At 62.4% G+C, this 12777-nt stretch carries 14 protein-coding genes and 1 pseudogene; 12 read left to right on the top strand and 3 right to left on the bottom strand.

All coding sequences use genetic code 11. The features are described 5' to 3' along the window. Positions 1-42 precede the first annotated feature (42 nt). Together AWB78_RS28005 and AWB78_RS28000 are read left to right on the top strand one after the other, a co-directional pair. Positions 43-1116 (top strand): sugar phosphate isomerase/epimerase family protein, encoded by a 1074-nt coding sequence (locus AWB78_RS28005; protein ID WP_062609391.1) that lies wholly within the window; start codon positions 43-45, stop codon positions 1114-1116. Continuing rightward, on the top strand, positions 1113-2234 hold the full coding sequence (locus tag AWB78_RS28000; RefSeq protein WP_062609390.1) for a Gfo/Idh/MocA family protein: 1122 nt from the start codon (positions 1113-1115) through the stop codon (positions 2232-2234). Before AWB78_RS28005 ends, AWB78_RS28000 begins: the two co-directional genes overlap by 4 nt. Positions 2235-2244: 10 nt before the next feature. On the opposite strand, the gene AWB78_RS27995 is transcribed toward AWB78_RS28000, so the two are convergent. The 3 genes and pseudogenes from AWB78_RS27995 to gnd all read right to left on the bottom strand — a co-directional run bounded on the left by AWB78_RS27995 (position 2245) and on the right by gnd (position 4601). Further along, a complete protein-coding gene (locus AWB78_RS27995; RefSeq protein ID WP_062609389.1) occupies positions 2245-2604 on the bottom strand; it encodes a DUF1493 family protein in 360 nt (119 codons plus the stop codon). After that, a pseudogene (locus tag AWB78_RS49820) lies at positions 2601-3033 on the bottom strand (STM2901 family protein). The gene AWB78_RS27995 and the pseudogene AWB78_RS49820 overlap by 4 nt, the downstream one beginning before the upstream one ends. 161 nt (positions 3034-3194) lie before the next feature. Beyond that, positions 3195-4601, bottom strand: a complete 1407-nt coding sequence (gene gnd / locus AWB78_RS27985) for an NADP-dependent phosphogluconate dehydrogenase (protein WP_062609388.1) — start codon at positions 4599-4601, stop codon at positions 3195-3197. Positions 4602-4882: 281 nt separating this feature from the next. On the opposite strand from gnd, the gene AWB78_RS27980 reads away from it, so the two are divergent. From AWB78_RS27980 to otnI, 10 genes are all read left to right on the top strand, one after another. Then, on the top strand, positions 4883-5224 hold the full coding sequence (locus tag AWB78_RS27980) for a hypothetical protein (protein ID WP_062609467.1): 342 nt from the start codon (positions 4883-4885) through the stop codon (positions 5222-5224). Positions 5225-5261: 37 nt separating this feature from the next. Continuing rightward, positions 5262-6191 carry a 2-dehydropantoate 2-reductase gene (gene panE / locus AWB78_RS27975; RefSeq protein ID WP_062609386.1) on the top strand — a complete coding sequence of 310 codons (930 nt, stop codon included), beginning with the start codon at positions 5262-5264 and terminating at the stop codon, positions 6189-6191. A gap of 418 nt (positions 6192-6609) precedes the next feature. Beyond that, complete coding sequence (locus AWB78_RS27970; protein WP_157697638.1) at positions 6610-6942, top strand: hypothetical protein; 333 nt, start codon at positions 6610-6612, stop codon at positions 6940-6942. Between the two features lie 86 nt (positions 6943-7028). Then, positions 7029-7589: a hypothetical protein gene (locus AWB78_RS27965; RefSeq protein WP_062609378.1), complete on the top strand. Its 561-nt coding sequence runs from the start codon at positions 7029-7031 to the stop codon at positions 7587-7589. Between the two features lie 84 nt (positions 7590-7673). Beyond that, positions 7674-8012, top strand: coding sequence for a thioredoxin family protein (locus tag AWB78_RS27960; protein ID WP_062609377.1), 339 nt, complete (start codon positions 7674-7676; stop codon positions 8010-8012). A gap of 107 nt (positions 8013-8119) precedes the next feature. Then, positions 8120-8824 carry a FadR/GntR family transcriptional regulator gene (locus AWB78_RS27955; RefSeq protein ID WP_062609375.1) on the top strand — a complete coding sequence of 235 codons (705 nt, stop codon included), beginning with the start codon at positions 8120-8122 and terminating at the stop codon, positions 8822-8824. A 10-nt stretch (positions 8825-8834) separates the two neighbouring features. After that, on the top strand, positions 8835-9728 hold the full coding sequence (gene ltnD / locus AWB78_RS27950; RefSeq protein ID WP_062609373.1) for an L-threonate dehydrogenase: 894 nt from the start codon (positions 8835-8837) through the stop codon (positions 9726-9728). Further along, positions 9728-11005: a 3-oxo-tetronate kinase gene (otnK, locus tag AWB78_RS27945; RefSeq protein WP_062609371.1), complete on the top strand. Its 1278-nt coding sequence runs from the start codon at positions 9728-9730 to the stop codon at positions 11003-11005. Before ltnD ends, otnK begins: the two co-directional genes overlap by 1 nt. Continuing rightward, a complete protein-coding gene (otnC, locus tag AWB78_RS27940; protein ID WP_062609369.1) occupies positions 11005-11646 on the top strand; it encodes a 3-oxo-tetronate 4-phosphate decarboxylase in 642 nt (213 codons plus the stop codon). The genes otnK and otnC overlap by 1 nt, the downstream gene beginning before the upstream one ends. A gap of 340 nt (positions 11647-11986) precedes the next feature. Continuing rightward, the gene (otnI, locus tag AWB78_RS27935; RefSeq protein WP_062609367.1) at positions 11987-12775 is read left to right on the top strand and encodes a 2-oxo-tetronate isomerase; all 789 of its coding nucleotides are present in this window, start codon (positions 11987-11989) and stop codon (positions 12773-12775) included. The last annotated feature ends 2 nt before the right edge of the window (positions 12776-12777 follow it).

The raw sequence follows: 12777 nt of genomic DNA, 5'->3' as shown, positions 1-12777 counted from the left end.
CGAAGGCCGTTCATTCGGCCTTCTTTCTCTCAGAGGCGAAAGATGAAGACCATCAAGGGCCCGGCGATTTTTCTCGCGCAGTTCATGGGCGATCAGGCGCCGTTCGATACGCTCGCGAATCTTTCGAAGTGGGCAGGTTCGCTCGGCTATGAAGGCATTCAGATACCCGCCGATCCGCGTCTGATCGATCTCGAGAAGGCCGCATCGAGCGATGCCTATTGCGATGACATCCGCCGCACCGTCGACGATGCGGGCGTCGCGATCACGGAGTTGTCGACGCATCTGCAAGGCCAGTTGATCGCGGTGCATCCCGCTTACGACGCCTTGTTCGATGGCTTCGCCGCGCCGCATGTGCGCGGCAATCCGCAAGCGCGCACCGAATGGGCGATCGCGCAACTGAAGCTCGCGGCGGCGGCATCGAAGCGTCTGGGTCTGAGCGCGCATGTGACGTTCTCGGGTGCGCTCGCGTGGCCGTATATCTATCCGTGGCCGCAGCGTCCGGCGGGTCTCGTCGAAGCCGCGTTCGACGAGCTCGCGAATCGCTGGCGCCCGATTCTCGATGAGTTCGATCGCGCGGGCATCGACGTATGTTATGAACTGCATCCCGGCGAGGACCTGCATGACGGCGTGACGTTCGAGCGGTTTCTTGCCGCGGTGGACGATCATCCGCGCGCGAATATCCTCTTCGATCCCAGTCACTTCGTATTGCAGCAACTCGATTACCTCGCGTTCATCGATATCTATCACGCGCGCATCAAGGCGTTTCATGTGAAGGACGCGGAGTTTCGGCCGAACGGAAAGCAGGGCGTGTACGGCGGCTATTCGGGCTGGGTGGATCGCGCGGGACGCTTCCGTTCGCTGGGCGACGGCCAGATCGATTTCAAGGCGATCTTCTCGAAGATGGCGCAATACGATTTTCCCGGCTGGGCGGTGCTCGAATGGGAATGCGCGTTGAAGCATCCGGAGGACGGCGCGCGCGAGGGCGCGGTGTTCATACGCGATCGCATCATCCGCGTGGCCGAGCGCGCCTTCGATGACTTCGCCGGCAGCGGCGCGAGCCGCGAGCAGATGCGCGGCGTGCTGGGCATCGGAGACAGGATCGGAGACAAGCGATGAATCGCGTGCGGCTGGGGATGGTCGGCGGCGGCGAGGGCGCGTTCATCGGCGCGGTGCATCGCATGGCGGCGCGGCTCGATGATCGCTATGAGTTGGTCGCGGGTGCGTTGTCGTCGGATGCGCGGCGGGCGGCGTCGAGCGCGGCGGCGATCGGGCTTGCACGCAGCTACGACGATTATCGCGAGATGGCGCGCATCGAAGCGGGACGTTCGGACGGCATCGAGGCGGTGGCGATCGTCACGCCGAATCATCTGCATGCGCCGATCGCCACCGCTTTCCTCGAAGCGGGCATCCACGTGATCTGCGACAAGCCGCTGGCCGTGTCGCTCGATGAAGGCGAGGCGCTGGCGAAGCTCGCGCGCGAGAAGGATCGCGTGTTCGCGGTGACTTATACGTACACGGGTTATCCGCTCGTGCGGCATGCGCGCGGGATGGTGCGGCGTGGTCTGCTCGGGGATATTCGCGTCGTGCAGGTCGAGTATGCGCAGGACTGGTTGTCGTTGCCCGTGGAGACGCAGGCGAACCGGCAGGCGGTGTGGCGCACCGATCCGGCGCTGGCGGGTCCGGCGGGCTGTCTCGGCGATATCGGCACGCATGCGTATCAGCTTGCGGAGTACGTGACGGGGATGCGGCCCGCGGAGCTATCGGCGGAAGTGACGACCTTCGTCGCGGATCGTCGCGTGGACGACCATGTTCAGGCGATGTTCCGGTATGCGGGCGGCGCGCGCGGCATGCTGTGGGCGAGTCAGGTCGCCGCGGGCGAGGAGAATGCGCTGCGCTTGCGCGTGTATGGAACGAAGGCGGGCATCGCGTTCGATCAGCAGAAGCCCAACGAATTGTGGTTCACGCCGATCGGCGGCGCATCGGAGCGCATCACGCGCGGGCGCGTGCAGAGTCCCGAAGCGCTGCACGCGACGCGCGTGCCGGCGGGGCATCCGGAAGGGTATCTGGAAGCGTTCGCGCAGGTTTATACGGATGCGGCGGCTTGCATTCTTAGCGGGACGACGCAGGGGGATGAGTGGCTCACCACGGTCGAGGATGGGGTCGCGGGGTTGAGGTTCGTGGAGGCGGTGTTGAGGAGCAGTCGGGGGAATGGGGAGTGGGTGGAGCTTGCTTGAAGCGGATGGCTCAATCGACGACCCACTTTTCTCGAATCATCGCTTCCTCGAGCATGCCGAGGGTGAGTTGCCAGCCTCCGAGCGTTTCCCGGGCCTGTCGGCTAAAGGGCGACCTGAGCAGCGTCCAGAAGAAGGCCGGTTTGCTCAATTGACTGAAGGGATAGTAATGGCCGATGTCGAATTCGCTGATGTCGACGCCAAAATTTAATCCCCAGTCGTGAAGCAACGCTGAAATCTCGGGTGGATTCAAGTCGAGGTCGTGATAGAGATCGGTCTCGGGCGTGAATCGAGTCTGTCCCAAGGGCGGCTTGCCGATCTTTGCTTCGAAGTATTCGACAAGACGGTCCCAGGTTTGCGATTGGGCGGTCATCTGAGTCGATCCTCGGGTCTCACCATATTGTTATAGAGCAGAACGGAGCGAAAAAGAATCGTGGACACATCGGTAGCGAGAAGGACCCAACCTACGCCCGGAATCGCTCGTCCCACGAATGCTCCAAGGTTGCGAGTGAACTTGATGCGAAGCATCAAAAGGCTCGAAAACGACGTGACAGTCGGCAATATCCTGTATGATGTCGAAGGGCAGCATTGTTCTTGAGACGATTGATGCAACCGAGGTGCCCTTGATCGCGAGTTTGAATTTCCCTCGGGTCGGAAGGAAGGGCTGCCCCAGCAGGATCATCGCGACGCTCGTCAGATCGTCAAGACCCGTTTGTCTATAGGTTTCATCGACTGTGATAAGGAAGAATAGTTCGGCGGGCCCTAGGTCCGTGTGCATGCCGTATCGATAAAGATTGCTCATATTTCACCCACTGATCATTCACGGATGGGCGATAATAAGTGTGTATAACGAAGTAATCAACGCTTGCGCCGCGTCAGTAACCTCACGTTGCTCGATGAATAAAAAAACGCGGCTCCAACGGAGCCGCGTCTCTCACTTCCCGATCAGATCGATCCCGATCATCACGCCCAATTCGCGTGAAAACTCCCCGCCTTATCCGTCCGCTCGAACGTATGCGCGCCGAAGAAATCCCGCTGCGCCTGCACCAGATTCGCGGGCAAGCGCTCCGAGCGATACGCATCGAAATAAGCAATCGCCGATGAAAACGCCGGCACCGGAATCCCTGCCTTCACCGCCGCGACGACCACATCGCGCAATGCGTCCTGATACTTCGCTGCGATATCGCTGAAATACGGATCGAGCAGCAGATTCGCGAGCTGCGCGTTCTTCGCATACGCATCCGTGATCTTCTGCAGGAAGCGCGCGCGGATGATGCAGCCCGCCCGGAAGATCTTCGCGATCTCGCCGTAATGCAGATCCCACTTGTACTCTTCCGACGCCGCGCGCAACTGCGCAAAGCCCTGCGCATACGAAACGATCTTCGACAGATACAACGCACGCCGCACCGACTCGATGAACGCGGCGCGATCGCCGTCGAACTTCGGCGTCGGGCCGGACAGCACCTTGCTCGCCGCCACGCGCTGATCCTTCAGCGACGACAGCACGCGCGCGAACACCGCCTCGGTGATCAGCGGCAGCGGGGCGCCGAGATCCAGCGCGTTCTGGCTCGTCCACTTGCCCGTGCCCTTCTGCGCGGCGCGGTCGAGAATGACATCGACGAGATCCTTGCCCGTCTCATCGTCCTTCTTCGAGAAGATCTTCGACGTGATCTCGATCAGATAGCTGTCCAGCTCGCCCTGGTTCCACTCGACGTATACCTTGCCGAGCTCTTCGTTCGACAAACCGGCGACGCGCTTCAGCACGTCATAGCTTTCGGCGATCAGCTGCATGTCGCCGTACTCGATGCCGTTGTGGACCATCTTCACGAAGTGGCCCGCACCGTCCGGGCCCATGTACGCGACGCACGGCTCGCCGTCCGGCGCCTTCGCGGCGATCTCGGTGAGGATCGGCGCGACGAGCTCATAGGCTTCCTTCTGTCCGCCCGGCATGATCGACGGACCCTTCAGCGCGCCTTCCTCTCCGCCCGACACGCCCGTGCCGATGAAATGCAGGCCCGACTTCGCGAGATCCTGATTGCGGCGGATGGTGTCGGTGAAATGCGTGTTGCCGCCGTCGATGAGAATGTCGCCCTTGTCGAGCAGCGGGCGCAATTGGGCGATGGTCTCGTCGGTGCCCGCGCCGGCCTTCACCATCATCAGAATGCGGCGCGGCTTTTCGAGCGAATCGACGAACTCTTCGAGCGTGTAGGTGGGCACGAGCTTCTTGTCGGGATGTTCGGCAATCAGTTCGTCGGTTTTGGCCCGGCTGCGGTTATAGACCGAAACGGCGTGACCTCGGCTCTCGATGTTCAAGGCCAGATTGCGGCCCATGACGGCGAGGCCTACCACGCCGATAGCTTGTTTGCTCATGCTTGATCTCCGAATGACCGAAGCGAGCGCGGCTCGTGGCGCGCGGCTTCGGGATGAAAACGTGTCGATGGTAGCGGCGCCCGCGCGTGAGAGGTCGTCTCCGGCCGATCGGCGGCGCGCCGGCCGTGCGGCGCTCCGATCGTTGCGCGAGCGCAGACCGCCCCGAATTTACCACTTTGGGGCGTATCCGGCAGGTTGGACGCCGGCCGACCGGGCGCATCGCGCGATGCCGTCTTAGAATGAACGCCCGCAACGAGCACGCCGAGAAGGCCATCCGAAACATGCCGCCCTCCCGGCGTGCGCGCAGCCATCACTATTCCGTCTACGTCGTCGAACTGTCCGACACGGTCTGGAACGAAGCGCGCTTTCGGCGCGCGAATCCCGACTACGTGACCGGCATGCCGTTCGTGTACGTGGGCATGACGGGCATCGACCCGGACGTGCGTTTCGACAAACACAAGGCGGGCATCCAGTCGAACCGCTTCGTGCGGGAGTTCGGGCTGCGGCTTCTGCCGCATCTGTACGAGATGTACAACCCGATGCCCTACGACGGCGCGCGCGACATGGAAGTGGAACTGGCGATCGGCTTGCGGGAAGCGGGCTACGGCGTGTGGCAGGCCTGACATCGGCAAAGAGCAAACCAATGACACGGAGCGAGACATGCGGATTCTGGTAGTGGGTGCGGGGGCCATCGGCGGATACTTCGGTGCGCGGCTGCTCGAAGCGGGCAGGGACGTCACCTTTCTCGTGCGCGAACGTCGCGCCGAGCGGCTGCGGCAGTGCGGCCTCAAAGTGAAGAGCCCCGAGGGCGATCTCGCGTTCGCCTGTCCGCCGATGGTCCTCGCGAAAGACATCGACGGTCCCTACGACCTCGTGCTGCTGAGCTGCAAGGCTTACGACCTGCAAGGCGCGATCGATTCATTCGCGCCCGCCGTCGGCCCCGATACGGCGATCCTGCCGCTCCTGAACGGCATGGGCCATCTCGACGCGCTCGATGCGCGCTTCGACCCGGCGAACGTGCTCGGCGGCCAATGCGTGATCGCCGCGACGCTCGACGCCGACGGCGAGATCCTGCACCTCAACAACATGCATTCGATGACCATCGGCGAGCGCGCGGGCGGGCGCTCCACGCGCATCGACGCGATCGCCGCGCAGCTCGGCGGCGCGGGCTTCGAGCTGAGCGTGAGCGAGGACATCCTGCAGTCGATGTGGGACAAGTGGGTGTTCCTCGCCACGCTCGCGACGGGCACCTGCCTGATGCGCGCGCCCATCGGCGATATCGTCGCGGTGCCGGGCGGCGAGGCGCTGCTGTTCCGGCTCTTCGACGAATGCAGCGGCGTCGCGCGCGACCATGCGCATGCGCCGGGCGATGCGGTCGTCATGCGCGCACGTGCGTTCTTCTCGGAGCGCGGCTCGCTGATGACCGCGTCGATGCTGCGCGATCTGGAAAGCGGCGCGCCGATCGAAGCGGACCACATCGTCGGCGATCTGCTGTCGCGGCGGCGCACGCCGGTCGAGGGCGTGTCCGCACTGGCGGTGGCTTACGCGCATCTGAAAGCGTACGAGGCGCGTCGCGCGCGCGCGGCCTGAAATGCGCGGTTGGTCGACAGCACGCCGCAGCTTTGCGGCGTGCCGCATTGCGCGCGCCTTCTGTAAAAAACTGACAATTTACAATTCCGATCGGCAAAATTCCGGCGGCATGGATTTACGCTCTAATTAATCGAGGAATTCCGAAGCAATTAATCGTTTTCCTCGATCTACTAAAATTTCTACTTCACCAGGCGTACGCGTTCCGCGTCGCGCGGGAGGTCTTTATCGCTGATTATTCGTGGCGGATGGATGAAACGTCCGCTTAAGTTCAATGCATGATTAAAAAATTACATAAAAAGCCTGATATATCTAACCTTTTAAGTATGAGCAGAAGCTTTCTGTCGCTAACGAATCGCCTGCCCGGACCACCCGGACTCATTCTTTTAAACGGCCGCATCATCAGTCAGGAGAATAAAGGATGAAGATCAGAAGTTCGCCCGTGATTCCATCCCTTGTTCATCCCGGAACTCCGTTGGATGGCGTACGGGCTGGAGTGATCGTCGGGATCATCGATTCCGATGCATCGGTCTATGTAAATTATCTCGTGCAGGCGCCTGACGGAACGCAATACTGCGCGCAGATGGACACGCGGCGCCGACGCAACCGGCACGCGCTGCTTTGCATGGCGCTTGAATCGGGACGTTCGATGATGGTCGCCGGCGGAATAAACAGTTATGTCAGAACGGCGGTCATTGGCGACTCCGGCCAATCGCTCCGCGGCAATGGCTCGAATCACGCAAACGAAATGTGAGGCGATAGCCCTGAATCGGAGACGCGCCGAGTCGCGCCGTGCGTTTCGACTCGGGCGAGTCAAATCCCTGTTAGAAAGGATCACCAGTGAGAAACAATGATAGTCCTTCCGACCTGTGCCTCGTTCCGGGCGGTATTCCGCTCACGGGTGTCAAGGGCGGATTTCTCATCCGCATTATCGATTCGAACGATCTCGACAAGGTTAATTTCGTTTTGAGATCCGCGGAGGGCGCGTTGTATTGCGGCCAGTTGAATATCCTCGCTCACCAGAATCGAAATAATTTGCTGATGATGGCGCTGGACTATGGACTGCCCATCACGCTGTCCGGAGACGATTCCGGAAACATTACGGGCATCGCCATCGCGCCGAGCAATTCACCGATGCCCTCGCTCAGTTGTGCGTTTCTTAAACTTCGGGACAGCCGCACCGGAATGATCGTCAGAATCGTCGACAACGATCACGGCGCCGCCATCAACTACGTGCTGCAAACCGACGACGGGTCCCGGTATTGCACTCATATGTGGCCTAATAGCGATACTTACGACAACCGAAACAGCCTTTTCATGATGGCGTTGCGGATGAATATCCCGGTGACGATTACCGCCGGATTGCATAACGAAGTCACGGCGATCGCCGTCGGCGCCTGACAGGTGCCCGATGCCCGCTGCCGGAGCGAGCGGGCAAGCTTTCTGCTGACTTCATCGAGACACAAAGGAGCCAGGACGAGCGCCATGAGCATGAATATCGAATATGCGAAAACCGCGCCGGAGCGCGCCGACGTGGATGCGCTGAGCGGCCCGACTGTCGTCGAATTCGGCACGGACTGGTGCGGCTTCTGCCGCGCCGCGCAGCCGCTGATCGCGCAGGCGTTTCATGGGCATGGCGCGGTAAAACACATGAAAATCGAGGACGGCAGCGGCCGACCGCTCGGCCGCTCGTTTCGGGTGAAGCTCTGGCCGACGCTGATCTTCATGCTCGGCGGCCAGGAAGTCGCGCGCCTCGTGCGCCCCGGCGACGTCTCCGAAATTCGCGACGCGCTGGCCCTCATCGACGAACCGCTCGCTCAGTAACGCCACAGGACGCCAAATGATGCGTGGCCGAGGGTTATCCCTCGGTCAACGTTCATCTCAAAAACTTGTATGATGACCCGATGACTTTACGAGCCTCATCGGATCGCATGTTCGAGAAAATCCCGCCGCGCGCCTTGAGCGATACGGTCGCGCAGCAATTGCAAAAGCTGATCGAGAAGGGCAGCTTCGTCAAGACCGGCAAGCTGCCGACCGAAGCCGTGCTCTCGCAGGAATTCGGGGTGAGCCGCACGGTGATCCGCGAAGCCATTTCGCGGCTGAAGAACGAAGGCATGGTCGAGCCGCGTCAGGGCAGCGGCGTGTTCATCGTCGAGCGGGCGGGCATCAGGCCGTTGCGCATCGATTACGCGCAGGCGGTCGAGCCGGGCGCGGTCATGCAGATTCTCGCGCTGCGCCGGGCGATCGAGGCCGAAGTGGCGTCCGAAGCCGCGCTGCGCCGCACCGACGAGCAGATGGCCGCGATCGACACCGCGCTCGCGCGCATCGACGCGGCGGTGCGCGAAGGCCGCGACGGCGTCGCGGAGGACGTCGCGTTTCACCGGGAAATCGCCAACGCCACCGGCAATCCGTACTTCCTGAAAACCCTCACCTTTCTGAACCAGTATCTCGAAGCCGGCACGCTCGTCACGCGCGGCAACGAGGCGCTGCGCGAGGATTTCATGCGGCAGGTGCGCGAGGAGCACGCGGCGATCGTCGAGGCGATCCGCGCGAACGATGCCGCCGCCGCGCGCGACGCCGCGCAGACACATCTCATCAACGCCGCGCGCCGTCTGGCGGAAGCGGGCATCTGTTAAGGACTTTGCTATGACACGAAACGTCGGGGTGATCGGCCTGGGCGCGATGGGCATGGGCGTCGCGCGCTCGCTGTTGCGCGCGGGCTTCGCCGTGCATGCATGCGATGTGCGCCAACCCGTGCTCGATGCATTCGCGGCCGAAGGCGGCATCGCGTGCGCGTCGCCGGCTGAACTGGGCGGCAAGTGCGAGGTCGTGTTGACGGTCGTCGTCAACGCCGCGCAGACCGAAGCCGTGCTGTTCGGCGAAAGCGGCGCCGTGCCCGCGATGAAGCCCGGCAGCGTCGTGCTCGCGTGCGCGACGGTATCGCCGCAATTCGCCGCCGACCTCGGCAAGCGCATCGCGGAGAAGGGCGTGCTGATGCTCGACGCGCCCTTGTCCGGCGGCGCGGCCAAGGCCAATTCCGGCGACATGACGATGATGACCTCCGGCCCCGCCGATGCCTACGCCGCGTGCGGGGACGTGCTCGATGCGATCGCGGGCAAGGTCTATCGTCTGGGCGATACGCACGGCGCGGGCTCGAAGGTGAAGATCATCAATCAACTGCTCGCGGGCGTGCATATCGCGGCTGCGGCCGAAGCCATGGCGCTGGGCTTGCGCGAAGGCGTCGATCCCGATGCGCTCTATGACGTCATCACGCACAGCGCGGGCAACTCGTGGATGTTCGAGAACCGCGTGCCGCATATTCTCGCGGGCGATTACACGCCGCTGTCCGCCGTCGATATCTTCGTGAAGGATCTGGGCCTCGTGCTCGATACGGCGCGCACGTCGAAATTCCCGCTGCCGCTTTCGGCGGCGGCGCATCAGATGTTCATGATGGCGTCCACGGCCGGCCACGGCGGCGAGGACGATTCCGCGGTCATCAAGATTTTTCCGGGCATCGAAGTCCCGAAGGGAGCGAAGTGATGACGCAGGCACTGCTCGGCTGTATCGCCGACGATTTCACGGGCGCGACCGATCTCGCCAACATGCTCGTGCGCGGCGGCATGCGCACGGTGCAGACCATCGGCATACCGGAAGCGGGGACGCAGATCGAAGCGGACGCGATCGTCGTCGCGCTGAAGTCGCGCACGATTCCCGCGGAAGATGCGGTGCGCCAGTCGCTCGATGCACTCGAATGGCTGCGCGCGCAGGGCTGCCGCCAGTTCTTCTTCAAGTATTGCTCGACGTTCGATTCCACCGACAAGGGCAACATCGGCCCGGTCGCGGACGCCTTGCTCGATGCGTTGAAAGACGATTTCACCATCGCGTGCCCGGCGTTTCCCGAGAACGGCCGCACGATCTTTCGCGGCAACCTGTTCGTCGGCGATGTGCTGCTGAACGAGTCGGGCATGGAGAATCATCCGCTCACGCCGATGACCGATCCGAACCTCGTGCGCGTCTTGCAGCGGCAGACGAAATCGAAAGTCGGACTGATCCGCTACGACACGATCGCGAAGGGCGCGGACGCGATCCGCGCGCGCATCGACGAATTGAAGAAGGACGGCGTACGCCTCGCGATCGCCGATGCCGTGTCCGATGCCGATCTCTACACATTGGGCGAAGCGTGCCGCGATCTTGCGCTGATCACGGGCGGCTCGGGCATCGCGCTCGGTCTGCCGCAAAACTTCCGCGCGGCGAATTTGCTCGCGCATGCGGAGCACGCCGCCGATCTGCCGAAGATCGAAGGCAAGTCGGTGGTGCTGGCGGGCAGCGCATCGAAGGCGACGAACGCGCAGGTTGCGCACTGGCGCGAATCGAAGCCGAGCTTTCGCATCGATCCGATGGCGCTTTCGCGCGGCGAACCGGTGGCCGATGAGGCCGTCGCATTCGCGCGCGATCACCTCGCAAAGAATGAAACCGTGCTGATCTACGCGACCTCATCGCCCGATGAAGTGAAGGCCGTGCAGAAGGAACTGGGCGTCGAGAAGGCGGGACATCTGGTGGAAGACGCGCTCGCGTCGATTGCGCGCCGGTTGCGCGATGCGGGCGTGCGCAAGTTCGTCGTCGCGGGCGGCGAGACGTCGGGCGCGGTCGTGCAGGCGCTCGATGTGCGTTCGTTGCGCATCGGACCGCAGATCGATCCGGGTGTGCCGGCGACGCAATCCATCGGCGCGAAGGCCGACGATGCGCTGGGTCTCGCGCTCAAGTCCGGCAACTTCGGCACGACCGATTTTTTCGAGAAGGCGCTGAAGGCACTGTGATGGCATCGACCGAAAACTCCGTACGTGAAGAGATTTGCCTTACCGGCAAGAGCCTCTACGAGCGTCGCTACACGGTGGGCAGCGCGGGCAACATCAGCGCGCGCCTCGACGATGGCTGGCTGATCACGCCGACCGACGCATGCCTTGGCCGCCTCGATCCAAACGACATCGCCAAGGTCGATTTGCAAGGCAATCACGTCTCGGGCGGAAGGCCGTCGAAGACGCTTGCGCTGCATCGGCGCATCTACGAGAACAACGCTGATGCGCGCGGCGTCGTGCATACGCATTCGACGCATCTTGTCGCGCTGACGCTGGCGGGCGTATGGAAGAACGAGGACGTGCTCCCGCCGATTACACCGTACTACGTGATGAAGGTCGGTCACGTGCCGCTGATAGCGTATCGCCGACCGGGCGATGCCGCCGTGGCGGAAGAAGTGGCGGCGTTGGCGTCGAAGGTGCGCGCGGTGCTGCTCGAACGCCTCGGGCCGGTGGTGTGGGAAAAGTCGGTATCGCACGCGAGCTACGCGTTGGAAGAGTTAGAGGAGACGGCGCAACTGTATCTGTCGACGACGCCGCGCCCCGAACCGCTGCCGGAGTCGGCGATCGAGGATTTGCGAAAAACATTCGGCGCACGCTGGTAGCAGACCACCGGAAGAGCCCGACGGCAGCGCGAAGCGCGGTGCCGGATGAATGACTGCTGAACCAGTTTGTTATGTGGCGCGAGATGACAGACCGTGCGCGATCCAAGCCCGGTTAGGCTTGTGAGGGCACTCGCTACAGCCGGACCACGAGCGAAGTTCTGTGCCGCGGCCGGCCTGAAGTGCTTAGGCTGGGGATAGCTGTTTCTTTGGTTACTTTCTTTGCAGCAGCAAAGAAAGTGACTGCCGCCCCGCACAGGGGCAGAGCAAATAGACCGACACGAACACAGGATTTCACAGAAGCGCAAGCCGCATCGACACGAGAACCCAAGGAGCCAGGCAAATGCCAAAATTCGCCGCAAACCTGACGATGATGTACACGGAGCATGCATTCCTAGACCGCTTCGCCGCTGCGGCGAAAGATGGCTTCAAGGCGGTCGAGTTCCTGTTCCCGTACGACTTCGCAGCGAAGGACATCGAGCAACGACTCAAGGACAACAATCTGACGCAAGCGCTCTTCAACGCGCCGCCGGGCGACTGGGCGAAGGGCGAACGCGGTATCGCATCGCTGCCAGGGCGTGAGGAGGAGTTCAAAAAGAGCGTGGAAAAAGGCCTCGAATACGCCGCCGTGCTGGGCAACAAAAAACTGCACGTCATGGCCGGCCTGATCGCCCCGGATCAACCTCGCGACAAACACCGCGAAACGTACCTGAAGAACCTCGAATACGCGGCAAAAGAAGCGCAAAAGGCAGGCATAGGCATCGTGATCGAGCCGATCAACACCCGCGACATCCCCGGTTTCTTCCTGAACCGTCAGGACGAAGCCCAAGCGATCTGCGACGAAATCGGCGCACCGAACCTGCAAGTGCAGTTCGACATCTATCACTGCCAGATCGTCGAAGGCGACATCGCGGTAAAGCTGAAGCGCGACATGAAGCGCCCGAACGCGGGCGTCGGGCACATCCAGATCGCGGGCGTACCGGAGCGGCACGAGCCGAACATCGGCGAACTCAACTATCCGTATCTGTTCGAGCTGATCGATTCGCTCGGTTACGAAGGCTGGATCGGCTGCGAATACAAGCCGAAGGCGGGCACGTCCGAGGGCCTCGGCTGGCTCAAACCTTATCTGTGAGC

The organism is Caballeronia calidae, from assembly GCF_900044055.2.
Taxonomy (GTDB): domain Bacteria; phylum Pseudomonadota; class Gammaproteobacteria; order Burkholderiales; family Burkholderiaceae; genus Caballeronia; species Caballeronia calidae.
This window is presented reverse-complemented; position numbering and strand designations above follow the sequence as displayed.

Excerpts from the sequence above, each read along its gene's own strand:
- gnd (WP_062609388.1), bottom strand. The coding sequence starts at position 4,601 with ATGAGCAAACAAGCTATCGGCGTGGTAGGCCTCGCCGTCATGGGCCGC.
- AWB78_RS28000 (WP_062609390.1), top strand. The coding sequence starts at position 1,113 with ATGAATCGCGTGCGGCTGGGGATGGTCGGCGGCGGCGAGGGCGCGTTC.
- AWB78_RS27970 (WP_157697638.1), top strand. The coding sequence starts at position 6,610 with ATGAAGATCAGAAGTTCGCCCGTGATTCCATCCCTTGTTCATCCCGGA.
- AWB78_RS28005 (WP_062609391.1), top strand. The coding sequence starts at position 43 with ATGAAGACCATCAAGGGCCCGGCGATTTTTCTCGCGCAGTTCATGGGC.
- otnC (WP_062609369.1), top strand. The coding sequence starts at position 11,005 with ATGGCATCGACCGAAAACTCCGTACGTGAAGAGATTTGCCTTACCGGC.
- AWB78_RS27995 (WP_062609389.1), bottom strand. The coding sequence starts at position 2,604 with ATGACCGCCCAATCGCAAACCTGGGACCGTCTTGTCGAATACTTCGAA.
- otnK (WP_062609371.1), top strand. The coding sequence starts at position 9,728 with ATGACGCAGGCACTGCTCGGCTGTATCGCCGACGATTTCACGGGCGCG.
- panE (WP_062609386.1), top strand. The coding sequence starts at position 5,262 with ATGCGGATTCTGGTAGTGGGTGCGGGGGCCATCGGCGGATACTTCGGT.
- otnI (WP_062609367.1), top strand. The coding sequence starts at position 11,987 with ATGCCAAAATTCGCCGCAAACCTGACGATGATGTACACGGAGCATGCA.
- AWB78_RS27955 (WP_062609375.1), top strand. The coding sequence starts at position 8,120 with ATGTTCGAGAAAATCCCGCCGCGCGCCTTGAGCGATACGGTCGCGCAG.
- AWB78_RS27980 (WP_062609467.1), top strand. The coding sequence starts at position 4,883 with ATGCCGCCCTCCCGGCGTGCGCGCAGCCATCACTATTCCGTCTACGTC.
- AWB78_RS27960 (WP_062609377.1), top strand. The coding sequence starts at position 7,674 with ATGAGCATGAATATCGAATATGCGAAAACCGCGCCGGAGCGCGCCGAC.
- ltnD (WP_062609373.1), top strand. The coding sequence starts at position 8,835 with ATGACACGAAACGTCGGGGTGATCGGCCTGGGCGCGATGGGCATGGGC.